At 24.6% G+C, this 23647-nt stretch carries 30 protein-coding genes; 9 read left to right on the top strand and 21 right to left on the bottom strand.

All coding sequences use genetic code 4. From position 1 onward, the window contains the following. Positions 1 to 228: 228 nt before the first annotated feature. On the top strand, positions 229 to 363 hold the full coding sequence (locus tag AAHF53_RS02440) for a hypothetical protein (protein WP_338966916.1): 135 nt from the start codon (positions 229 to 231) through the stop codon (positions 361 to 363). A gap of 407 nt (positions 364 to 770) precedes the next feature. Here AAHF53_RS02440 and AAHF53_RS02445 read toward each other — a convergent pair whose 3' ends face one another. Beyond that, the gene (locus AAHF53_RS02445; RefSeq protein ID WP_342190126.1) at positions 771 to 1001 is read right to left on the bottom strand and encodes a hypothetical protein; all 231 of its coding nucleotides are present in this window, start codon (positions 999 to 1001) and stop codon (positions 771 to 773) included. 313 nt (positions 1002 to 1314) lie between these two features. Here AAHF53_RS02445 and AAHF53_RS02450 point away from each other — a divergent pair, with 313 nt between their 5' ends. The 8 genes from AAHF53_RS02450 (at position 1315) to AAHF53_RS02485 (ending at position 4426) form a co-directional block, all read left to right on the top strand. Then, the gene (locus tag AAHF53_RS02450) at positions 1315 to 1614 is read left to right on the top strand and encodes a hypothetical protein (RefSeq protein ID WP_338966919.1); all 300 of its coding nucleotides are present in this window, start codon (positions 1315 to 1317) and stop codon (positions 1612 to 1614) included. Positions 1615 to 1747: 133 nt separating this feature from the next. Next, positions 1748 to 2584, top strand: a complete 837-nt coding sequence (locus AAHF53_RS02455) for a rolling circle replication-associated protein (RefSeq protein ID WP_342189658.1) — start codon at positions 1748 to 1750, stop codon at positions 2582 to 2584. Positions 2585 to 2596: 12 nt separating this feature from the next. Beyond that, positions 2597 to 2737, top strand: a complete 141-nt coding sequence (locus AAHF53_RS02460; protein WP_342189473.1) for a hypothetical protein — start codon at positions 2597 to 2599, stop codon at positions 2735 to 2737. Continuing rightward, the gene (locus AAHF53_RS02465) at positions 2721 to 2954 is read left to right on the top strand and encodes a hypothetical protein (RefSeq protein WP_342189472.1); all 234 of its coding nucleotides are present in this window, start codon (positions 2721 to 2723) and stop codon (positions 2952 to 2954) included. The genes AAHF53_RS02460 and AAHF53_RS02465 overlap by 17 nt, the downstream gene beginning before the upstream one ends. A gap of 13 nt (positions 2955 to 2967) precedes the next feature. Beyond that, positions 2968 to 3180 (top strand): hypothetical protein, encoded by a 213-nt coding sequence (locus AAHF53_RS02470; protein ID WP_215825617.1) that lies wholly within the window; start codon positions 2968 to 2970, stop codon positions 3178 to 3180. 164 nt (positions 3181 to 3344) lie between these two features. Further along, on the top strand, positions 3345 to 3575 hold the full coding sequence (locus AAHF53_RS02475; protein ID WP_342189471.1) for a hypothetical protein: 231 nt from the start codon (positions 3345 to 3347) through the stop codon (positions 3573 to 3575). 15 nt (positions 3576 to 3590) lie between these two features. Beyond that, positions 3591 to 3833, top strand: coding sequence for a hypothetical protein (locus AAHF53_RS02480; protein WP_342189470.1), 243 nt, complete (start codon positions 3591 to 3593; stop codon positions 3831 to 3833). A 35-nt stretch (positions 3834 to 3868) separates the two neighbouring features. After that, positions 3869 to 4426 (top strand): hypothetical protein, encoded by a 558-nt coding sequence (locus AAHF53_RS02485; RefSeq protein ID WP_342190127.1) that lies wholly within the window; start codon positions 3869 to 3871, stop codon positions 4424 to 4426. On the opposite strand, the gene AAHF53_RS02490 is transcribed toward AAHF53_RS02485, so the two are convergent. From AAHF53_RS02490 to AAHF53_RS02585, 20 genes are all read right to left on the bottom strand, one after another. After that, complete coding sequence (locus tag AAHF53_RS02490; protein ID WP_342190128.1) at positions 4352 to 4735, bottom strand: hypothetical protein; 384 nt, start codon at positions 4733 to 4735, stop codon at positions 4352 to 4354. The two genes, AAHF53_RS02485 and AAHF53_RS02490, sit on opposite strands and share 75 nt — an antisense overlap. A gap of 137 nt (positions 4736 to 4872) precedes the next feature. Further along, positions 4873 to 5310 (bottom strand): PPC domain-containing DNA-binding protein, encoded by a 438-nt coding sequence (locus AAHF53_RS02495; protein WP_342190129.1) that lies wholly within the window; start codon positions 5308 to 5310, stop codon positions 4873 to 4875. 78 nt (positions 5311 to 5388) lie between these two features. Beyond that, complete coding sequence (locus tag AAHF53_RS02500; protein ID WP_342190130.1) at positions 5389 to 6645, bottom strand: hypothetical protein; 1257 nt, start codon at positions 6643 to 6645, stop codon at positions 5389 to 5391. Next, positions 6596 to 7933 carry a hypothetical protein gene (locus AAHF53_RS02505; RefSeq protein ID WP_342190131.1) on the bottom strand — a complete coding sequence of 446 codons (1338 nt, stop codon included), beginning with the start codon at positions 7931 to 7933 and terminating at the stop codon, positions 6596 to 6598. The genes AAHF53_RS02500 and AAHF53_RS02505 overlap by 50 nt, the downstream gene beginning before the upstream one ends. A 53-nt stretch (positions 7934 to 7986) precedes the next feature. After that, the gene (locus tag AAHF53_RS02510) at positions 7987 to 9045 is read right to left on the bottom strand and encodes an SGNH/GDSL hydrolase family protein (protein ID WP_342190132.1); all 1059 of its coding nucleotides are present in this window, start codon (positions 9043 to 9045) and stop codon (positions 7987 to 7989) included. A gap of 811 nt (positions 9046 to 9856) precedes the next feature. Further along, positions 9857 to 10276: an SGNH/GDSL hydrolase family protein gene (locus tag AAHF53_RS02515; RefSeq protein WP_342190133.1), complete on the bottom strand. Its 420-nt coding sequence runs from the start codon at positions 10274 to 10276 to the stop codon at positions 9857 to 9859. Positions 10277 to 10490: 214 nt separating this feature from the next. Beyond that, a complete protein-coding gene (locus tag AAHF53_RS02520; RefSeq protein WP_342190134.1) occupies positions 10491 to 10931 on the bottom strand; it encodes a hypothetical protein in 441 nt (146 codons plus the stop codon). 201 nt (positions 10932 to 11132) lie between these two features. Beyond that, the gene (locus AAHF53_RS02525; protein WP_342190135.1) at positions 11133 to 12389 is read right to left on the bottom strand and encodes a hypothetical protein; all 1257 of its coding nucleotides are present in this window, start codon (positions 12387 to 12389) and stop codon (positions 11133 to 11135) included. A 36-nt stretch (positions 12390 to 12425) separates the two neighbouring features. After that, the gene (gene recD2, locus AAHF53_RS02530; protein ID WP_342190136.1) at positions 12426 to 14594 is read right to left on the bottom strand and encodes an SF1B family DNA helicase RecD2; all 2169 of its coding nucleotides are present in this window, start codon (positions 14592 to 14594) and stop codon (positions 12426 to 12428) included. A 29-nt stretch (positions 14595 to 14623) separates the two neighbouring features. After that, entirely contained in the window at positions 14624 to 15100 is a 477-nt protein-coding gene (locus AAHF53_RS02535) for a dual specificity protein phosphatase (protein ID WP_338967917.1), read from the bottom strand. A gap of 2 nt (positions 15101 to 15102) precedes the next feature. Next, a complete protein-coding gene (locus AAHF53_RS02540; protein WP_338967915.1) occupies positions 15103 to 15903 on the bottom strand; it encodes a hypothetical protein in 801 nt (266 codons plus the stop codon). Continuing rightward, complete coding sequence (gene mtnN / locus AAHF53_RS02545) at positions 15896 to 16609, bottom strand: 5'-methylthioadenosine/S-adenosylhomocysteine nucleosidase (protein ID WP_342190137.1); 714 nt, start codon at positions 16607 to 16609, stop codon at positions 15896 to 15898. Before mtnN ends, AAHF53_RS02540 begins: the two co-directional genes overlap by 8 nt. Next, a complete protein-coding gene (locus AAHF53_RS02550; protein WP_338967911.1) occupies positions 16609 to 17391 on the bottom strand; it encodes a hypothetical protein in 783 nt (260 codons plus the stop codon). The genes mtnN and AAHF53_RS02550 overlap by 1 nt, the downstream gene beginning before the upstream one ends. A 43-nt stretch (positions 17392 to 17434) precedes the next feature. After that, complete coding sequence (locus tag AAHF53_RS02555; RefSeq protein ID WP_342190138.1) at positions 17435 to 18523, bottom strand: nicotinate-nucleotide adenylyltransferase; 1089 nt, start codon at positions 18521 to 18523, stop codon at positions 17435 to 17437. A gap of 15 nt (positions 18524 to 18538) precedes the next feature. Further along, positions 18539 to 18874, bottom strand: coding sequence for a hypothetical protein (locus AAHF53_RS02560; RefSeq protein WP_342190139.1), 336 nt, complete (start codon positions 18872 to 18874; stop codon positions 18539 to 18541). Between the two features lie 380 nt (positions 18875 to 19254). Continuing rightward, positions 19255 to 20133 (bottom strand): deoxyribonuclease IV, encoded by an 879-nt coding sequence (locus AAHF53_RS02565; RefSeq protein ID WP_342190140.1) that lies wholly within the window; start codon positions 20131 to 20133, stop codon positions 19255 to 19257. 93 nt (positions 20134 to 20226) lie between these two features. After that, entirely contained in the window at positions 20227 to 21507 is a 1281-nt protein-coding gene (locus tag AAHF53_RS02570) for a DEAD/DEAH box helicase (protein ID WP_342190141.1), read from the bottom strand. Positions 21508 to 21645: 138 nt separating this feature from the next. Then, the gene (locus AAHF53_RS02575; RefSeq protein WP_342190142.1) at positions 21646 to 22065 is read right to left on the bottom strand and encodes a Vmc-like lipoprotein signal peptide domain-containing protein; all 420 of its coding nucleotides are present in this window, start codon (positions 22063 to 22065) and stop codon (positions 21646 to 21648) included. A gap of 336 nt (positions 22066 to 22401) precedes the next feature. Next, positions 22402 to 22656, bottom strand: a complete 255-nt coding sequence (locus AAHF53_RS02580; RefSeq protein ID WP_342190143.1) for a hypothetical protein — start codon at positions 22654 to 22656, stop codon at positions 22402 to 22404. Positions 22657 to 22688: 32 nt separating this feature from the next. Beyond that, positions 22689 to 23645, bottom strand: coding sequence for an L-lactate dehydrogenase (locus tag AAHF53_RS02585; protein WP_375315773.1), 957 nt, complete (start codon positions 23643 to 23645; stop codon positions 22689 to 22691). Between the last annotated feature and the right edge of the window lie 2 nt (positions 23646 to 23647).

A 23647-nucleotide genomic window follows, 5' to 3' on the forward strand; every position in this document is an offset into this window, starting at 1 on the left:
TTTATTATCTATAATTATATTCAATAAACAATATAATGCAATAATAGCAAAATTTTAAAATGTAGAAACCATATACATATGACAAGATTTTGTTTTCTACAAACTTTTAGGGGGTGTTTTCTTTTGGCAGTAATATTTTGTATTGAATGTGACAACGAAAGCTATATCGTTGGCAATAAAAATACAGTTGGAATCTGTAATTCTTGCGATGAAAAGGGTTTTTAAATTTTGAAAGAAACGATAGATTATAAAATATGTCGTTGGTGTTTGCATATTAGAAACTTAGGAAATCACGATGCTTGTGATAAAAAATTTATTAATCATATTAAAAAAATATTAAAAAATAAAAATAAAGCACACTAAAAAAGTAAGAAATTTATTTTTTAAACCTATAAAAAATTAAATATAGAATTCAAACAATACCAATAATAAATTGAACTACAAATCAACCTTCTTCTTTAAATAAATAAACTCATTTTAAATCTTGAAATTTTAAATTTCAATTAAAAAATGGGCGCATAAAGTTTTCTTAGGTGGGTAAAGATTTGAATAATTTTGAAAGAAAAGCAACTAAAAATTTATTACCTTTTTACTTGAAAAATAATTAATAAAACAAAATATTTAATATTAACAAACATATTCTTAATAAAAGGTTATAAAAACTAAGTAAAATGCTTATAAAAACAACATTAAAATAATTTTTTACAACAAAAATCATACATAAGAAATATATACTTAATTTGCATATTGAAATAATTTATAGTAAATGACTATTTTTTCTTTTTTAAAAAATACCTAAGAAAACTAAACGCGACCTTAAAAAATCAAACCATAGCATATAATGCTTGTCCAAATGAATTATCTTTATCCGGAGTTCAAAAATAAGCAACTCCTTGTAAAATTCAACCTATTCAAATAGTTATGCCAAAATAATTAAGATTAACTTCTAAAAAGCAAATTATCTTATCTGAAATATCTTCTAATTTATCTAATAAATACATATAAAACCTCCTAATTTTAAAAAGAATAAAAGGATAAAAAAAGAAAATGAAAACTGTAAATAAATTTATAAAAAAATATTGATGAATAATACTTAATTACATTATATTCATATCTTTAAGTATAGTTTTATTATTACATACAGATATTGAAAATTTGCAACAATTTATTAAAAATTTTGGAGCAATTGGTAAGTTAATGATTATAGGTTATTCATTAGTATGAGTAACCATAACACAAATAGTGAACTGTTTAATTCGTTTTGTATTAAAAAAAATCAAAATTAAAAGAAAAATAAAAGGAATTTAAAAAATAATGTTTAAAGTTAAATTAGTTAGTATAAAAAGAAAAATATTTAAAAATAAAGATGGCTCTACGATGTCAGGATATTCTGCCGAATTTTTGCGTTATGAAAATGACTTATTTGAGCCTACCGGCGAACAAAAAGCCTTATGAATTGATGATAATAATTTAGAACAACAAGAAATTTATAAATTGTTAAAAGAAAATGTTAAATCATTTTTTAGTTGCGAATTAACTTTTGATAAAAACCCCAAAATAGTTAATTTGCAAAAAATTGAATTAGAAAAAAATCAAAAAAACTTGTCCAGTTAATTGATAATCACTTCGGTCTGCGAAGCGGTGCGGAAAGCGTATGCTCCGCCCGCTTAGCGGGTAGTCGGCGAAGCCGACTATTACTTGATTAAATAACACAACTGAACGAAAACCTAAAATAGGAGCAAAAAATATGAATTTACAAGCTCAAAATCCAACTGATTTTTATATGAAAACCATTTATTACGGTCAATATATTCGTAATGTTGTTATGCCCTTAGAACGCATTAAAGCAAATACTCGTAATGTTAGTGGCTTAAAAAATAAAGGAGAACGAGAAACCAAAATGTTAAATAGTAATGTGCGTGCTAAATGTAGTGCTGTTAGAAAGGCATATCATAATTTTTCAGTTAAAGAACTTACATTTTTAACTTTGACTTATAAGTTAAAGGAAACAGATGTTAAAAAATGTAAAAAAGAATTAAAAAAATTTTTTAGAAATATAAAATATTATTTTAAAAAAAAGAATAAAGAAATTAAATATTTTTATACATATGAATATCAACAAAGAGGTGCTATACATTTTCATATTTTACTTGATAAAAAAATACCAAATAAATTAGTTCTTAAACACTGACCTTATGGGTTAAATAAAAATTTGGTTGTTAAACAAGATACTAACGAAGCAGTTGTTAAATACTGCTCTAAATATATTACTAAAAATGTCTTGAATGAAAAATCATTAAATCAGTATGACTTAAATATCAAGGCTTATCAATTCTCTTACAACTGTCAAAATCCTATTACTAGAAAACAAGTATTTACCGATACTTTGAATAATATTGTTAATCGCACCATAAATTCTGAATTTGTAAAGTACCTAAAATCAGCAGTTAACAAGTTTAAAACTAAAATGTGTGGAGTAATTTATGAATTTAAAAATATTAATTATGTAGATTTTGAGAGTGCAAATTATGCTTCGTTAGAAAGCTTAAGATTTAGAAATCAACTAAGAAAAATGAAATATTAGGAGTTAATAAGTATGTCTCGTAGTTATATCGTTATGCATTCACAAAGAAATTCAAAATTAATTAGAAAAAAATACAGTCGGGTTAAAGTTAATCATGGTTTTAAAAATAATCACTACAAAACTTGGGAGTTTAAAAATGAAAATATGAGTTAATTTAAAAGATAAAAATTATCATCGAGAATTTATACATTCTATTAATAAAAAAACTGGATTAGAACAAAGATTTTGAGCTTGTAGAGATACTATTCACTTAATTAGAACTGATTTAAATGGTAAAAAGTGAGTCTGTGTTCGAGCTTGAATAAAGAAAAATAGTTATGATTGAGATATTCGTGCTTATGATTTGTGTACTAAAAAATTAGAAAATTAAGGAGAAAAGAAAAATGAGTATTTTTGGATTAGTTTTTTTTACGATTTTAACATTATTACTAGCATACTATATTGCGGTTAATATTTATCGGTTTTTTAAAGATAAAAAGAAATATGGTAGTGAAGCAAAACAGTTGCCAAAAGATTTTACTTATTCACAACGAATATTTATTGCAAAGTTTAAACGAAATTTATTAGAACAAGATGAAAAAGAAATTAAAAAGTAGGTTTAGAAAATGTTTAAAAAAATAATTATTGAGTTAATTGAATTAATTTATCCAACTGCCGATTTACCACCCCAAGTTGTATTTTTGTTTTCAATTTTAATAATTGTAATGCTCTTCTCAGCAATTATTTTTCTACTCTTTTGACCTTTTAAGCGGTAATTGTTATGTTTTTAGTTGCTTGAAAAGATTTAGATTGAGAAATGACAAAATTGTATTTTTGGGATTTATTTATTCAAATTAAAGTTATTCCGGCGTGAGTTTCTGGCGAGGAAATTGATTTAACTAAAGAACTACTTTGACTTTTAATAGCAAATATCGCCTTTTGAATGGTATTAGTATTCATTATCTTATTTATGGTTATTTTGTTTTATAAGGTTAAATCATATTTTGTTTAGAAAGGGGGTGATTGTATGATTAGAACTTTCTTAACAGAAGCGACTACGCCAGTAGCTGTTACTGGTGAACAAGCGGTTACTAATTTATGAAAAGCATTAATTAAAGCATTTGGTAATATTTGAACTGATATTATTGGTGGTAATATGCCAAATGTTGTTAATTTCTTTGCTACATATTGAGTTTTCTTGCTTGGCGTGATTATTGGTTTATTTTTAATCGCTTTCAAAATGTTTGAAAAATTAATGCCTGGCAGATAGATAGTAATAAAAATAAAGAAAGTGTGATTTAAGTGATGCTATTGTTTAAAAAAATAAATTTAAGATTATATGATTTTGTCGCTTTAAATCGCACTTTATTTATTATTGCGTGAGTTTATGGTGCGATTTTGTATTATTATAATCCTCAGAGTTGACGAATGTTATTTGATATTATTTATTTATTAATTGCTTTGTATGTTTTATATACTAAAATTTCTCATTTCTTTGCTCGTCGTAGTTTTATTAATTTCTTATTAAATTCACCTTTAAATTTAGTAATTGGTGCCTTAGGAACTGGAAAAACTGCTTTAATGGTTTTAGCTTCTTACTTATTGAGTGGTTGAAAAACGATTTCTACTTTTCCGATTACGGATAAACAAATGCTTTCATTAGGGCATATGTCTTTATTAGATTATAATTATCCGATATTAGAAGAAAAGCATTTACTGTTATGAGATGAAACCAACTTATTTTTAGAAGGAACTGACTATAAAGAAAATGATAGAGTAACTCAAGGTTTACGTTTCACTTTCAAGTTTTTGTCTTTGTTGTTTATGGCAATTCTCTTCAATTTTTTGTTTGTGAGCAAGTAGTTCTAATTGATACTTTTGTAATTTTTTTATTTTATTTTCAATTAATTTTCTTTGATTTTCTCTTTTAATTTTTTTTTCTGATAATTTAACTAGTTCATCAATTACATCAATTTTCAATTCATAATGCCCCATATCGTGCGCGTTATGCTTTTGGGTCATCTCTAATAACTGTTGATAATCAATTAACTTATTATTAATTTTCACTTTATAATCTTCTAAATGTTTTATATAATGTTTTACCTTTATTTGTTCTTTTTCAATTAGTTTTAATTCATCATTGCGTTCAGTTGCTTTTATGTTATGACTCATATATTACTTTATTACCTTCCTAATATAACTTATTGTATTAAAAACATCAAATAAAAAAATAATCCAAATTTAGATTAAAATTGCGTTATTTTTTTATTAAAAGTTGTAATTAACAAAATAATTATATCACAAAATTATTAGTTTAAATCTCACAATTTAATATTATGTGGGGGAATTATTTTTCGAAAAACTTTTTCTTTACTAACTACGGTAATAAAAAATTCACCAGTTAAAGCAATATCAGCTGATTTTAAATGACCAGCAAAAGGCTTATGTTCTGAATTGCCAACCGTAATATGACAATGTACTAATGGAATATTTGGATTCATAGCATCTCAAGCAATACTTCCCATAGCACTGGTTAACTCTAACATTTCACTAATAGTAACTCAGTTATAATTTTCCCTTTCTAAGACATAGTATCCGAGGGTACAATTTTTCACAGCACCAATACCTTGGATTTGGCAAAAACCTCATTGTTTTTCAAGCATAATTTTTTCTAAAGTGCTGACAATTTCTTCTTCTACTTCTAATCGCAAAGCATAAACATTAGATTGTAACATTTTCAATTTCATTAATTTTCTCCTTATCTTTAAAAGTCTATCATTATTAAATGATAGACTAATCTTAATATTAAAAATTATATTATTAATTTATTCAATTACTTTTTTTCATAAGTTAGGTAAGTAATCAGTAAAAAATTCATTTAATAAATTTCAACTAACTGATAATCGCTCAGAATAAATTGGTTCTAACATTCACTTAGTAAAAAGTTCAGCAAATAACTCTTGTCTAGCACCAAACCTAATAGTCCCTTGATGCTCATTTCCTTCTTTATCTTTATAACCAGTTTTAAAACCTTGTCTAGCATAATTGCTACTAGACATTATATATCCTAACATATTACTAGCAATTCAAGATTTAGTTTCTTTTCTATCATTATCTACTGAATAACTATCAAAATCGCTACTATCATAACCTAATTTAATACCTAAAAATCTTATTAGTTCATCTGATGGTTTAATTGCAGTTCGATCAGCCATTTTATTAATGAAAGTGTCATTATTAATATTACTATTGTAATTTTCATATCAATATTCTAAATACGGTATTTTACCATTTCAAACTTTTTCATCTGGCAATACACCACTATTTAAATTAAATGGTTGAAAAGTTAAAGCAATATCAAAAACATGACCATATTCATGAATAAAAACATACACTAATGAATCATTACTTGTATAACCATCTTTTTTATAATTATTAGTAAGTTCTTTTTGGTCAAAAGCTTTTTCAGAAAAAGCAACATACTGAAGATTTTTATAAAATTCATACACAGTAATTCCTCTAAAAATTTCTTCACTTGCTTCTTCAGAAATGCTTGCACTAAGCACTCATCGTAAAATATTTTCCTTATTATAATAATTACTTAAATAACTAAAAAGATTAACAATTTGCGTTTTATAATCAGTTCCAAGATAATTTTCTTTTTCCAGTTTATTTAATATTGTATCTCAATCAAATAATACTTTCTGATTATCTCTTAAAATCGTATTATCAATAGCATTTCGTAATGATGCAAAATCATTAAAAGCATGGCGTTTAGCAAAATTAAACCTATTACGAGCCACATTTTCAAAAATTGTTGGGGGCGTATTTAATATTTCTTGACATTGATTAATTTTTGCTTTATTAGCTTGATAATACTCTTTAAAAGTAGTATCCGTTAAAGGTTCTAACAACTTTTGGTGTTCTTCATCATAAACATTAGTAATGTCATTTTTATGACGGAAATTACAATTAAAACTATCAAATGCTTTGCTATCATTATAAAGTTGTGGTTTAGTAAATTCAAAAGAACTAATTAATGCTATTATTGTTAGACTTATGGCCTTTGATTTCCTTAACATTTCCTACTCCCTTTCAATTTTTTATTGTTTCTTTATAAGTTTTAGGTAAATAATCAGTAAAAAATTCCTGTAACAATTCTCATTGGACACTTAATTCTTCATTATACAGTGGAGTTAATAATCATTGTTCCATTCAATTACCAATTAAATTTCCTTCATATGATAAGGAATATTTTATATTACCAAGAAATGTTTTAACTAATTTAATAACAGCAAGACAATGACTTTTTGATAATGAATTATTAAATCAAGGATTATTATTTTCTAACTTTTCAATAATAAACTTATCCATTGTTGCTTTCATATTAAATGAAGAATGTCAAGGCTGATAACTTCTTTCTTCGAAATTAATTTTTTTTAAAGTATTATATCTAAATCATCCAAGGCTAAATTTACCAAGGGCAAAACCACTAGGATGCATTTGGTTTTTATTATCAGGCAAATAACCACGATTTATATTTGCTGGTTCAAATTTCAAACTTTCTGCTAAAACTTGACCATATAAATGAATTAAACCTACAGTAGGAGTATTAAAACCTAAATAACCTTCTTGATGCTTTTGATTAATATACTTTTGATTATTAATATTTGGTGATAAACTTAAAAATTGTCAACCGTTTTTATAACTATTTACTACCATCCCAAAAAAGTGATCATAACTAATACCAGCATCATTATATTGTTCCAATTCATCAATTGCAAATAATCATTTTTGAGTATTTTTTTTACCAAATATCCGACTGAAATAATTATAAATCATTAAAAAATGTGAATCTTCATTTAAATCTTTACGAGATAATTGTTCTGAAAAATTATATTTAAAATTTGATCAATTAAAAAAAGCTTTAATTTTATTATTAAAATTACTATCTTGTTTCAAAACAACAGCATTCAATTGTGCTCGTAAATCAGGAACAGAAAAATAATTTTTATCATAAATATCTAAATTATCAATAACTTTAGTATTAGTAGCATTAGAAAATTTTTTTATTAGTTTCTTATTATTAGTATTAGACTTTTTAAAAAATTCTTGAATACATTGATTAATAAACTTAATTTCATTATTAGAAACATTAATATCAAAATCAGTTTCAAGTTGTATTCTATCTTGTTTACTAAATAAATCTTTTTTAATAGTAGAAACTAAAGCATTAGGATTATTACTAGTAAAATTGCAATTTAGTGATGATAAAATTTCTTTAGTATTATTTAAATTCTTAGGAATAACATTTATTCCTAAGCAAAGATTGATAGTTAATGCTAAAGAAAAATTTTTAATTTTAGACACTATTAGTCTCCTTTCAGAAATATTAATAAACTAAAGATATGGCAAACAAATCTTTATCACTTTTTAACAATATTAAATAATTCCATTCCTAATTGATAATGAGCATTTTTTGTGGGATGAACTTGATCAAAAAAAAGAAAATTATCAATGTTATGAAGATTACAATAATCATTAAATTCAACAATAATGTCACCTTTATTTTTCTTTACTCGTTCTAAAAATCCATCTAATTCTAATTTTGAGCAACCCTTTTTAGTTTCTTTACCCGCTAATAAAAAATTATTTGCTATCTTTTTAAATGTTGTAAATAAATCATATAATTTAACATAGTTAGCAAAATCTTTATTCACTTTATTAACCATTATTGCTAATTTTTGATTATATTTTTTAATAACTTCAGTAGTAATTAATGGCCGTTCTTTAATTATAGGAGTATCAGCAATGTCTGGTAAATTACCAATAACTATTCTTTGAGCATTAGAAGCAATTAAACGACGCAAATTTTCTTCTTGTCTTTGAACCACATTATCAATTAATGCATCATCAATTTTATCCACTCATACAAAATCATTAGCTCCCAAAATAATAACAACTAAATCATTACTTTTAATTTTGTGCTGTGTTAATAATGCTGTTGTTTGCTTTGTTAAAGAAATTTTACTTTGTAATAAATTACCAAACTTATTATTACTAGTACCAGCAATTACTTGGGCAGCACCAGTAGAATAATTGTTGCCTAATTGTTGGAATTTTCACCCTAAAAAACTAATTTTAAATTCCGCAAGAAAAGCTGGTGATAAAGATAAATTTAACTTATTAGCTAAGACTTCAACAGCTACGGGCCCATTACTAAAAGAATTGCCATAAAATGGCGGTTGAAATTCTACTCTTTCAATTCCTGTTAAAAAACTAGGGATTTTACCTAACATTGTATTAACTAAATCTACTAATGCACCATTATCCGATAAACTGTCGCCTAAAGCATAAATTTGATTATATTTTGTTTGATTTTTTGTTTGATTTTCAGTATTATGGTTTTGTAAATTAATTGAAGTTGTTATTAATGAAGTCAGTAAAAATAAACTTAATAAACTTTTAGAATTATTTAACATTATAATTCACTCCTTTACATATAAAATAATAAGACCCAAAAAAATGATAAGTTATCAATATAGTCGTTAATAAGTTAAAATCTTAACTTAATTAATCTTTTTTTGAGAATCACAACCTTTATGAGAAGATTTTATATTTATTTTTTAGGATGCTTATTATTAAAGTGATTATATCAAATTTATTTAAAATATTTATAAATATAAAATAAAATTGCCCTATATAAAATATAGAGCAATTAAGATATGACAGTAATTTATGCTATTACCAATTAACTAAATTAAATAGTTCTAATCCTAATTGGTCGCGTTTAGTTTTCTTAGGTATTTTTTAAAAAAGAAAAAATAGTCATTTACTATAAATTATTTCAATATGCAAATTAAGTATATATTTCTTATGTATGATTTTTGTTGTAAAAAATTATTTTAATGTTGTTTTTATAAGCATTTTACTTAGTTTTTATAACCTTTTATTAAGAATATGTTTGTTAATATTAAATATTTTGTTTTATTAATTATTTTTCAAGTAAAAAGGTAATAAATTTTTAGTTGCTTTTCTTTCAAAATTATTCAAATCTTTACCCACCTAACAAAACTTTATGCGCCCTCCTAATTGATAATGAGCATTTTTTGTAGGATGAACTTGATCAAAAAAAAGAAATTCATCAATATTGTTAATATTACAATAATTATTAAATTCAACTTCAAAATTTCCCTTTGCTAATTTAACTTTTTCAAAAAGATGATCAACATCTAAGTTTGAACAACTCTTATAGATTTCTTTCCCTTGTTTTAAAAAGTTACTAGTAACTTTTTAAAACAAGGCATAAATATCATATAGTTTAACAGTTTGATAATATTTATGATTAACTTTTTCAATCATTAATTTTAATTTTTCATTATATATTTTGATTTTTTTATTAGAAAGCATTACTTTTTCTTTTGCCATCGGAATCATAGATACATCTGGTAAATTACCAATAACTATTCTTTGAGCATTAGAATTAATTAAACGATTAATATTATTTTCTTGCGTTAAAACAATTTCATCCAGCATTTTATCAGTAATATTTGTATTTCATAAAACATCATTGCCGCCCATAATAATAACAATTAAATCATCGCTTTGAAGTTGATGTTGTTGTAATAATGCTGTTGTTTGATAAGTTAAAGAAAGGGCGCATAAAGTTTTGTTAGGTGGGTAAAGATTTGAATAATTTTGAAAGAAAAGCAACTAAAAATTTATTACCTTTTTACTTGAAAAATAATTAATAAAACAAAATATTTAATATTAACAAACATATTCTTAATAAAAGGTTATAAAAACTAAGTAAAATGCTTATAAAAACAACATTAAAATAATTTTTTACAACAAAAATCATACATAAGAAATATATACTTAATTTGCATATTGAAATAATTTATAGTAAATGACTATTTTTTCTTTTTTAAAAAATACCTAAGAAAACTAAACGCGACCTTAAAGAAATTTTTGTTTGTAAAAAACTTCTAAACTTACTATAGTTATCTGTTCCAATTACTTGTGCTCCTGATGTTGCATAATTATTACCTGATTTTTCAAAAGTTCATCCTAAAAAAAGCATTTTAAATTCATTAAATCATGCTGGTATTAAAGATAAACCTAATTTATTAGCTAAAACTTCAACAGCAACGGGTCCATTACTAAAAGAATTATTATAATATGGTGATTTAAAGGCAATTTCTTTGATTCCCACATAGCTTTTTAAAAAACCGGGAACTTTTCCTAACATTTGATTTGCTAATCCTACTAATGAACCATTATCTGACAAACTATCTCCTAAAACATACAATTGATGATACTTATTATTTTGTTGCAGATTAATTTGGTATTTTATGGGAGTTAACATTAGTAAAAAGGATAAAAATAAAAATTTTAATAAATTACTTTTTTGAACCAAAACTATGCTCCTTTTAAATATAAAATTTTTTCATACAAAATAAATTAGGTTTATTATCAACCATTGCCTATATAATTCACCTTATTTTAATATTTGTTATTTTAATTATACCAAATATTAAAAATGACATGAAAATTAATATCACAAATTTTAAATTAATTTTGCTTTTCAAAACTTATTAAGAACATTTTCTACTAAACTTAATTTATTATTTTCTTTCGCTGTAAAGAAAAATGGCGATGCTGTTGTTAATGCATACAGATAATCATCAACTACTTCTAATATTATAATTAAATTACTATTAAAATTATCAAATTCATAAAAACTACCGTTAGGATTAATTTTAAATATAACCCCAGCAAAATTACTAGCATAAAAATTATTATTATAAAATACTAAATTTCTAATTCCCGCGAGCAAGTTAAAAAAAAGATTAAAATTACCAGTACTGTCACTTTTCAAAACTTCACCATTTTGGAGAGCAATATAGATATTGTTATTAACAAAAATCATATCATTAATGTTTTTATCAAAATTACTTAATTCAGTAAAATTACCAACTGTGCTTTCTTTAAAGAGTTTACTGCTACTTATTCCATAATTTACACCAACATATAAACTATTATTAAAAGAACCTATTCTGATAATTTTAGCACCACTATCAGGCACACTAAATATTTCTTCAAAAGTATTAGAATCTTTTACTAAAAAAACTTTCCCCTTATCAGTACCTAAATAAAAATTATTACTATGAACAGCAAGACTTCAAATCATTCCACCAGTTCAATTGGTTAACTCTTGAAAGTTACCATTTTTATTACCTTTAAAAAGTTTTTTGGTTATTGTTCCCATATAAATATTATCATTATATACTAATGCACTTCAAAAAGTATCAGAAGTAGGAATTGTTCCTAACTCTTGAAAGTTACCACTTTGGTCACCTTTTAGAATTCTGTTATGTAAAAATACATAAAAACTACCATTACTATAACTAAAAGTTGGAATTGTTTGCGCTGGACTTCCAAAATTAGCAATTTCAGTAAACGGACTAATAAGACTCATTAGTAATGGTTTACTAGTACCAGTTCAATACTTTTCATCATTCCCAACAGAAATAGTTACTCATATATCCCCTTTCACTTGTAAATTACTACTAATATCATTAGTTGCTTCACTATCAGCAAAATATTTAAATTTTGCCTTAGTAGAAAGGGGGCGCTTAATAAATTGTTCTTCTTTAATAATCTCTTGTTGTAGTTTATTATATTGATTATTTGATTGATAAATAATTGCTTGTAAACTATTTAAAGTGCTTAAATCTTTAACACTTAAAGAACAAGCACTAATAATATTAAGAACTTGTATTAATCAAAAAAAGATAACTATTAGCGATACATTCTTTTTCATAATATCCCTCACTTTTCACTTATTAGATGATGTCATTTATGATGATATTTTACCACTATGGATTATTTTATTTTCCATTAATCTTTTAACTAATGTTGTAATTCGTGGTTTTTCTAATGAATTAACAGCTTTAATAAAAATATTTTTTTGACCTAAAAGATATAATTTCTTTTGACAGCGAGTAATCGCCGTATAAATAAGATTTCTTTTTAACATATATGTTGCACTATTGTCAATAATCATTATTACAAACGGATATTCACTACCTTGTGATTTATGAACAGAAATAGCATAAGCTAAAATAAGATTATTCAACTCCTGATGCTGATATTCAATAATTCTTTGCTCATAACGAACAATAATAACTTGTTTATTTTGTTCATTAGTAATAATGTTATCAATAATCCCAATATCACCATTATAAATATCTTTTTCACTATCATTTTTAGTTTGCATTACTTTATCACCAACACGAAAAATAGTTGTTGCAATTTTAATTTGCATTTTATCTTTACAAAAAGGATTATAGGCTTCTTGCAATATTTCATTAATTGCATTAATGCCACAACGACCATTATACATTGAAGCAAGAACCTGAACTTCAAAGATATTGCTTTCATTAACTAATTGTAAAAATATCTTTGCCAAATTTTCTAAAAGTTGCTGGATTTGATAATATTCAATAAATTGAACTTCATTACTATTAGTAAATTCATAACTAAAATTATTTTGTTGCATTTGATATGCTAAATTAATAATTTCTGATTTTTCAAGTTGACGATAGACTTTCTGTAAACTAATAATATTTAAATGTGATACTTGTAATAAATCTCCTAAAACATTGCCACTACCAACAGAAGTTAATTGATTGTTATCACCAACTAAAACTAATTTATGTAAATTAGGGCTAGCAACTAATAAATTATTAAATAAAATTGTATCAACCATACTCATCTCATCAACAACAATTAAATCAAAATTTAATGGTTCAGTTTCATTATGATTAAATTTATTGTGATGCAAATCTCATTTTAATAATTTATGAATTGTTATTGCTTCAACATTAGTTTGCTCCTTTAATCGTTTAGCGGCTCTTCCTGTGGGTGCACAAATCGCAACGGTATTATGAGGATAATGTTTTTGATATAAAGCAATAATTCCTTTAATTAAAGTTGTTTTTCCTGTCCCCGGTCCACCATTAATAATGATTAAATTTTTTTGACTAAATTTTAATAATGCTAATTGTTGTTCGTTATTATAACTAATATTATTTTCTTGTTCAATAATATGAATATCTTGAATAATAACAGCATCATTAATATTATTATCTAATTTTTGTAATTGATTTAAATATTTAGCAATAAAAATTTCACTATAATAAATTTCTATATCATAAAAATTATTATTATCAACGATAATTTTATTTTCATTAATAGCTTGCATTACTACTTGATTAATTAATTTTTCATCTAAAATACTATACTTCATAAGTTGTTTTAAAATTATATTAACTGAAAAATAACTATGTCCTGTCTTAAAGGACTCTTGACGAATAATATATCTTAATGCATATACTAAACGCGAAACATTATCAAGATTAATTTCTAACACTCTAGCGAGTTGGTCAGCTTTATGAAAAGTTCAAAATTCACATTGATCACTTAACACATAAGGATTAACTTTTATTAATTCTAAAAGTTTTTCTCCATATTGGGCTTGTAACTTATGCAATAAATCAAAAGATAACTGAGCTCGTGAAAATCATTGTGTTAATTGATGATCATTTTTTTGTTTTTTAATTTGTTCATAAATAATTTGTGCCTGATTTTTTTTAATACCAATATTAAATAAAATCTTAGCATCACAATAAATCTTATTTAAAACATCATCTTGTAAACAATCAATAATCTTTTGAGCTGTAGTTTTACCAATTGTCGGAAATAATGGTGACGACAAATACTTCACTAAATATTCATTGTCTTCAATAATTACTGTTTCATATTGTTCAACTTGAAATTGTTTACCATACTTTGGATGACTAACAAATTGCCCTTGTAATTCATATAACTGCTCAGGTTGTAAATTAAATAAATAACCTTTAACAAAAATATAACGATTAATACTATTATGTAACAAAAACTTACAAATTATAAAACCATTAGTTTCAAAAACAATTGTTTTTAAATAGCCTTTAATTTTTTCCATTATGTTCTCCTTAATTACTAAAAAAGATTTTACTTATTTTTTAAATCATTATAAGGAAACTCATGATTCAAATAATGTCAATAAGCTGGGTTCGGATTAGCACGAGAATAATTTTTTTTAAATTGTTTTCAAGCACTATGAAAGTTATCTTGTGATAAATGGTTATTAATAACTAAATAAATAAAGACTAATGAAGCACTACGATTAACTCCTCAAACACAATGAACGAAAACATTTTTTTCCTGTTTAAGATGTTCATCAATAAAATTTAAACCTGCTTTTAAAACTTTTTTGTCTAAGGTACCAATTTCTGGATAATCTAACAAATTTAAATATAATTCTTTTTTATCATCGCTTAAATATACTTGTTCTGATTGGTCATCAAGATTAGGGATTTTTTGAGCAAAAAAATCACTCGCAGCACTAACGATAAATTCACAAAATGCTGGTTTTGACTGATAATCTCCTAGATATAAATAATTAATAATTTTACGATAATTTTTCATTTTTATCTCCTTTTTCTTTTATGTTTCATATCATAACGATAATTAAAAATATACACATAAAATCATACTAAAAATAATAATAAAATAGTAAAAATAATCATAAAGAAAATAAAAGTAAATATACCATCAAAATTAATAAAAGAAACTTCTTGATTATATGAAAGAAATGGATAATTATAAATCTTAATCCAATCAATTTTACCATTAGTAGTAAATAAATCTGGGTGTTTATTATGATCTAATAAGCGTAATGCGCCCCGAACTAAAATAAACATTAAATAAATTAAGGGATATAAAATAATAATTCATAACTTTCAACGAAAAAAATTTCTTGAATAGATTATATCTTCATAACTAATAATCACAATGTAAATAATTAACAGTAAAGGAATAATACCATTTTGAAACGCAATAATAATTCAATGTCAACCTTTAATAGTATACGGTGTAGATATTAATACTCATGGAAAAATAATTATTCAATAAACTAATAAAGTAAATGATGCATAAACAGAAAAAGCAATCTTGGCCGTTGGTTTAGTTCACCTTGTTAATCCTTCATTACGATAAAAGACTAACGCATTAACAAAATATGCTAAAATTAAAATATTTACTTGCACCACAAAAAAACTTAAATAATTACCACTCCGACCATTAGCAGGGGTTTCATCAAAAGCTGTTCCTTGATAATCAAATAAAGCTATCAAATAACCAATTACCAAAACAACAATACATAAACTAATAGCAATAACTTTATATATTGTTCTTCAAGTTAATAAACCCAAAATATAATGTTTAACCATTATCTTCAATTCTCCCTTTACTAATAATGTCAGTAACTAATTTCAATGTTATTTTTGCCAACTTCCGACTAATATTGTCTAAACTCTTATTAAACTGATTAATATTTTTTAATTGATGATAAACATTATCGGAAACTGCTTTTAAAACTAAGATGGGACATTGTTGTAAATATGCTACTTGACAAATAGCTGCACATTCCATATCAACAATTGTTATTTTCTTACCAACATTTTCTTGAATTATTTGTGCTTGTGATACACTATTAATAAAACTATCACCTGTAGCAAGATTAGTTATCATAATATTATTATTTTTACTAAATTTTTTTCAAGGTTCATAAATACAATTATATGCTTGTGGCAATTTTGGTAATTGTCCATATTTATAATCAAATGCTGTTAAATCAACATCATAATAAAAGACTTGTTGAACTAAAAATAATGAACTAATTTTTATTTCTTCACTAATAGCACCAACACTACCAATATTAATTAATAAATCTAAATTATAATTTTGTAACAAATGATAAGTATTAATAGCACTATTAACTTTTCCAATACCACTTTCAGTAATAATAATTTGGTGGTCAAGATAATTTCATACAACTAAATTCTCACTAATATCTGTTTTTTTAGCAATTTTACTTAATTCCTTATTTAAAATTGTTAACTCTTGGCTCATTGCCGCTATAATTCCAATTATCATTATCTGCGCACCATTTTAGAATGACGATATTGTCTTTTTTCAAAAATAACATTATTTAATGAAATAAATAAATAAGTTAACCCTGTAATTAATATAAATATAAATAAAAATGTTACCGTAATTGTTGCAATACCATAAGTATAATGATGATAGTTTAAAAATCAATAAGGATATTCTAAATCAAAACTTTCTAAGGGAAATTTCTCATAAAGACTATCAATAAATGAATTTTGATGGCGAAGTTCACCACGGACCATTATAAACAAAAAATAAAAAAATGGATAAATATAAACTTTATATAATGATTGACGATTAAATCTTCGTAAATCATAATGAAATTTACCTGACATTCAAAAAAAATAAATAAGCATTCCTATCGGAATAATAAAATGTAAAAATGCGGTAAAAATTCAACCTTTAAGGTCATATGTAGTTTTATTAACAATTCCTGGTAATAAACCAGCCGTAAAAACTATTGAAGTAACAGCAATATATACCGTAACAAATAAACGAATCAAAAAGGAATGGATGTCTAGTTTTTGATAAGTAAAATGAAAATATGCCACAAAATAAAAATAAATAATAACAATAATATTAGTTTGTTGCGTAAAAAAAGAAATAAAAATTGTTCCTTTATCAGTATATAATAAATCATATTTTGCTAAATAAGAATGGAAAAATAAATAATCAATAAAATCTCAAATTAAAACAATTGTACCAACAATAGCAAAAATCAATGTATAAAAACCTTTAACTGAAAAACTACGACTAATTTTTTTCATTTTTATTCTCCTTACAATTAATTATATAATTAGCTATCATAATTTAAAAAAATTTTTTATAAACTTTTTCAATTTCTTGACCAATATTATCAATACCATTTTTATTAACTACTTCTAAATAATGATAATAAAAAATTTTTTTAAAAGCTTCATCAAGATTCGTAAAGGCTAATTTTCGTAAATTATCAATATGAGGATAATTTCTTTTGAAAGAAATTTTATCAGCAATAAAAATAATTTTATCTAAATTACTCATTGTAACAGCAGCAGTAGTATGATTACTAATTGCTAATAAAATTTCTTTATCATTAAAACCTAAATGATGTTCTAAATATAATGCTCCTGTTTTTGAATGTCAAGTTGGTACGGGTTCACTTAAAAATTGTGGTAAATACTGTTGTAAATATTGCTGATGTTGAGCATCTTCTCATTGTTTAGTTATATCGTGATAAACACCTGCTATTTCGGCTTTTAAACAATTAACTTGATAATGATTCGCTAATTGTTTTGCCATTGTTCCTACATTTAAACAATGAAGATAACGAGTTTTATCCATATGTAATAACAAACGATCAGCAATATAAAGTAAATTATCATTAATATATGCTAAAACTTTAGAATCAATTGTTGTTATCATTCCTTGGCGAATTTTAGTTGAACTAATATTAGCAAAAAGTGGTTGTAAAATAACTTTATTATATGATTGTAATATTTTTTCATTTAAAAGATATTCGGCTCTTTGAGCAATAACAAAAATAACTTTAGTTTTTAAAATCGCAATATTATGTCAGCGCTGCAAATTATTAGCTTGATCAGAACCAATAATAATATAATATTGATGATTAAAACCATATTTTTCTTGTAAAGATATTACCGTATCAATCGTATAGGAAATGCCTTGACGATCTACCTCACAAGTTTCTAACTTCATTCAAGGATATTTACTAATGACAAGATTAATCATTTTAATCCGATGAAGGGAATTAGTTAATTGGCGTTTTTTTAAAGGTGAACAATATGCAGGAACAATTAAAAGCATATCAGCTTTTAATTGTTCATAAGCTTGAAGCATAATTTCTTTATGTTGATTATGAATAGGATCAAAACTCCCACCAAAAATAATAATTTTCATCTTATTCCTTTCTGATTATACTATTGGTTTAATAATTTGATAATCACAATTTTCGGGTAATAACAACCTCAATTGTTGCTTTCGAGCTTTAAATGAAATTCATCCATAACCATAAATTTGAATGCCAATTTTTTCTTCATTATTTTTAGAAATTTTAATTTGATGTTCAACCATTTTAGTTTTTGGTTTTAAAAGTAAAATTTGTTGCTTTCAAATTCGCGAACAATTTTCAATCTTACTACGATATAAAACTAATTTATTAGAACCATAAAAATGAAATGATGTTGCTAACCCTTCAATAAATGAAAATTGAAATAATCCCACAATAGTTATTGTTTGTCCATATTCCAATTAATGTTATTTGTTTTCTAACCCAATCTTTAAGTTTATTAAAAGCAATATATTGCATTATGGTATCAATTTTATTAATTATTAGATAAAATCTTAAATTCTTTAATTGATAATGATACTGCCAAATTAAACTTCCAAAAAAGTCCATTATATTAATAACATAAAAAACTACCCCATCATTATTTTTAATCTTCATAAACAAATCATCATAATTATAATTAACATTATTAACATTTACTAATTCATTATAATGCTTAATCCGAAAACATCGCCAACAATAAAAATGAGAATTATCTTGAAGTTTTGCAATGTAACCAGCTTGTAAATTATTATTAGATTGTAATTCTGAACCACACCCATAACATATCATCGCAATCATTTTAACGATTTAAAAAATTATTAAATTGCTTATTTTTAAGCATTATAATTTCTTCCTTATATGGTGGTTCAGAATTATTTCAAGGAGTTTCTAAAATTTTAATTATATTAACAAATTTAGGATGATAAAGAATACTACACAAACTATCAAACCCTAAATTACCATAACCAATATTCTCATGGCGGTCTTTATGGGAACCTTTAATATTTTTAGAATCATTAAGATGAATAACAAATAATTTATCCAATCCAATTATCTTATCAAATTCTTCAATAACTTGTTCTAAATTATTAACTAAATCATAACCCGCATCATTCAAATGACAAGTATCTCAACAAACACCAACTAAATGCGAATATTTAACCCCCCGAATAATTGTTTGTAATTGCAAAAAATTAATTCCTAATTCACTACCTTTACCTGACATTGTTTCTAAAGCAATTTTAATATTTTGATTAGGCTCCAATACTTCATTTAATCCATCAATAATATATTGTAAACCAATACTAGCATCAGCACCAACACTACTTCCAGGATGCAATACGATATATTTAGCACCAATTGCTAAAGAACGATTAATTTCTGTTTTTAAAAACCCCTTAGCTAGCATATAAGTATTAGGATTAATACTATTAGCTAAATTAATAATATAGGGTGCATGAATAATAACATTATTAATATCTAAATTATGGTTGTCTAATCCTTGTTTAAATTCATCAATTTTTAACTGGTCTAAGGGCTTTCTTCTTGTATTTTGAGGAGCTCCTGTATAAAACATCATAGCATTAGCTCCATAACTAATAGCCTCATTTAATGCTCCTACTAGATAATCAGGACTTTTCATTGATACATGACAACCTAATATTAATTTATTTTTCATCAACATAATCACCTTTATATTTTAAGTTATATGCAAATTATACTATAAATTATTTTCTTATCTTACATAAAATAAGAAGTAAGGCGAATAACCTTACTTCTTAAAACTTTTCTTACGATATTTTTGAATAACTTTTTTAACTTCTTCTTTTCTTTGTTTTTTATAACCTGGTTTAATTGGTTGAGAGTGAAACTTTGAAATAACTTTTTGTAAATCATTTACTGACGCTTGGGGAATATTTTTAATAACCTTCTTTGTTGGCTTCTTAACTTTTTCATTTCATAATGTAAAATTAATTCCCTTTTTAGTTAAATATGCAATTCCCTCTTCATCTGACGAATCATAAAATAAATAAGAATATCCATGATATTTTCCTCTACCTGTTCTTCCTGCACGATGAAAATAATATGTTAAATCATACGGTAAATTTAATGAAATAATATGTGAAACTCCTGGTAAATCAATACCTCTTGAAGCAATATCAGAGCAAACAACAAATTTAAATTCAAGATTATTAATTCGTTTTAGCATTTTAATGCGTTCACGCGATTTTAAACTACTATGAATTTGTCCGACTTTAATATTTTGTTCTTGTAACAAATCAAGAACTTGGTCCATATCTTCTTTTTTATTAACAAAAATTAAACATAAAAATGGATCAACTGTTGTTAAAAGATTTTTCAAAATTTCAATCCGATTACGATATCGGGTTTTAACTAAAAAATGTTCAATATTTGTTTGAATTTTATAATCACTTAAATCAAAAATTGTCGTATTTTTTAAATATTTCTTTAAAAAATTTTGTAATTCATTATTAATAGTTGCTGAAAATACCATAAATTGTGTATTTGAAGCAAGTTTCGATAATAAAAAATCTACTTCATTAACAAAATCTAAATCAAAAACCATATCCACTTCATCCAAAACAACCATCTTACTAGTAGTTAAAGCTAACGCTTGTTCATCAATCATTCGCTTTAATCTTGTTGGTGTTCCAATAACTAAATGCGGATAATTAGTATTAAACTTTTGCTTTTGTTGCTCTAAATCTTGACCACCAATTAAATTAGCAATTTTCAAATTAGGATTATTTTTAATAAATTTTTGACTAACATTATATATTTGCACCGCTAACTCTCTTGTTGGTGCAATTATAATTGCTTGCGTCTTGTTAATCGTTGGATTAATTTTACTTAAAATTGCTAATAAATAACCAACAGTTTTCCCAGTTCCTGTATTGGCACTAACAATAACATTTTGTCCCTTAACCATTAAAGGCAACATTTTCTTTTGAATATTTGTTGGAGCAACAAATTTTAATGAATCAATTGTTGCTAACACTTCATTACTTAAACCAATATCTTGAAATCTCATTACTACCACCTCTAAATAGTTTTAATAAAACTATTATTTTTTTCAAATCAGAAGTAATTATACCACAAAAATAAAACCGCAGAGAATTTACCCTACCTATCGTTCATTAAGAAATCACAATATATTTTTATAAATTAATTAACTAGTTGTTGCAATTGGTAAATTAACTGGTATTAAATTAGTTAATATACCATTTATTTTTCTGTATCCAATAATTCTAATTTTTGCAAATTTTGAAGTTGTTAAATCATAAGGTTGTGTAATAATCTTATCATTTACAAAAATTCAAACTCCGATATCAAAATCATTTTCAGTTAAAGCATTATTAATTTTTGTAAGTTCTTTAAAAACTTGTGGTTTTAATGCATTTTTTACTTCAGTTAAATCAACTTTGAAAGGATTTTTAGCAATAATCTTTGTTGGTGATTCAATTGAACTAATACTATAAATTCCTTTTTCAATTTCTTTTGATTTATTGTCATTATTGCAAGAAACAACAATACTTAAAATAGTTACGCTTAAAATTATTACTCCTAATAAACTAAATAATTTTTTCAATTTTTTACCCTCATTTTTATTTTTTATTAATATAATTGACATTATATGTATGCAAAGATATTTAAATTAATCAAAAGCAAATTAAACTATCAACACTTCTCTCACCAAATTTCAGTCTGTTAATCTTTTTAATTTGGAATTTAATTATAAAATATTTCTCAAACTTTCAATAAAAATGATTTTTCTTAACTTCTTTTAAATTTGTTATTTTTGAAATAAAATTAATAAATAGAAAAAACTGTAAAACTTGAAAGTTTTACAGTTTTTATTAAATACTTATTTCAATTAAACTAAATCTCAATTTGCAATCCTTGCAGTCTTATGCTTTTAAAAATTCTATTTATTCTCTCTTCACATATAAACTAAACAATCAGCTGGTTCACCACAAGCACAAGTACCAGCATTTTCTTTATCTTCTTTAAATTCTACTTGCGCATCAAAAAATTCTGAATAACCGGTTTCAATTGATTTATTTGCTAATGGTCCTTTATTAACAGCCATAATAATTGTTTTTCCTTCGCTTAATGCTGATGTAACTAAATCAACATTACCATCAAAGATTTCTACAACATTTTCTAAATTTTTAGGCATTACTATAACTCCTTAAAATTATGTCTTCCTTACTAATTAATAGCTTCAATAGCCACAGTAATAACTTTTCTTAAAGCATCACAAGAACTATTAAATTGTTCTTGTTCTTGTTCACTAATATCCAATTGTACTACTCTTTCAATGCCATTACTTCCTATGACTGCGGGAATACCTGTATAAATATCTTTTTGGTGATATTCACCGTTTAAATAAGCACCAACAGGTAAAATCACTTGTTCATCATTTAAAACTGCTTTAACAATTCTTGCTAAACAAACACCAATTCCATAATGAGTAGCTTTTTTTAATTTAATTATTTCATAAGCTTTTTGAATAACTAATTTATGAATTGATTTTAATGTTTCATCATTAATTAACTGGTTTTTCTTTAAAGTCATTAAATTTTCAGCACCAACAATTGCTTTGGAGTATAATGCAACAGATGAATCACCGTGTTCACCAGCAATATATGCGGTCACCGATGTTGGTGAAATTTTAAAATGTTCTCCTAAAGCAAACATTAATCGTGAAGAATCAAGAATTGTTCCTGATCCAAAAATACGATTTGTAGCAAAACCACTAACTTTTTGAGCAACAAATGTTAATACATCAACAGGATTAGAAGCAATAATTACAATACCGCCAAATCCAGAATTTTTAATTTCTTTCATAATATTACTAATTATTTTAGCATTATCAACTACTAAATCTAGTCTTGTTTCATCAGGTTTTTGCGGACGACCTGCGGTAACAACAATAATATCAGCATCTTTACAATCAAGATACGAACCGTTTGTTACTTTATGAAAGGGTCTTTCTTGTCATGCTAAAGTATCTTCAAAGTCTAATCTATTACCGTGGGCAACATCTTGAAAAGCATCAATTAAAACATATTCTGATGCTAAACCAGTATTAATGCAAGAATACAAGAATGATGAGCCTACTGCTCCACAACCAACTAAAACTATTTTTCTTCTATTATTCAATATTA

Source organism: Spiroplasma endosymbiont of Dilophus febrilis (genome assembly GCF_964030685.1).
Lineage (GTDB): Bacteria > Bacillota_I > Bacilli_A > Mycoplasmatales > Nriv7 > Nriv7.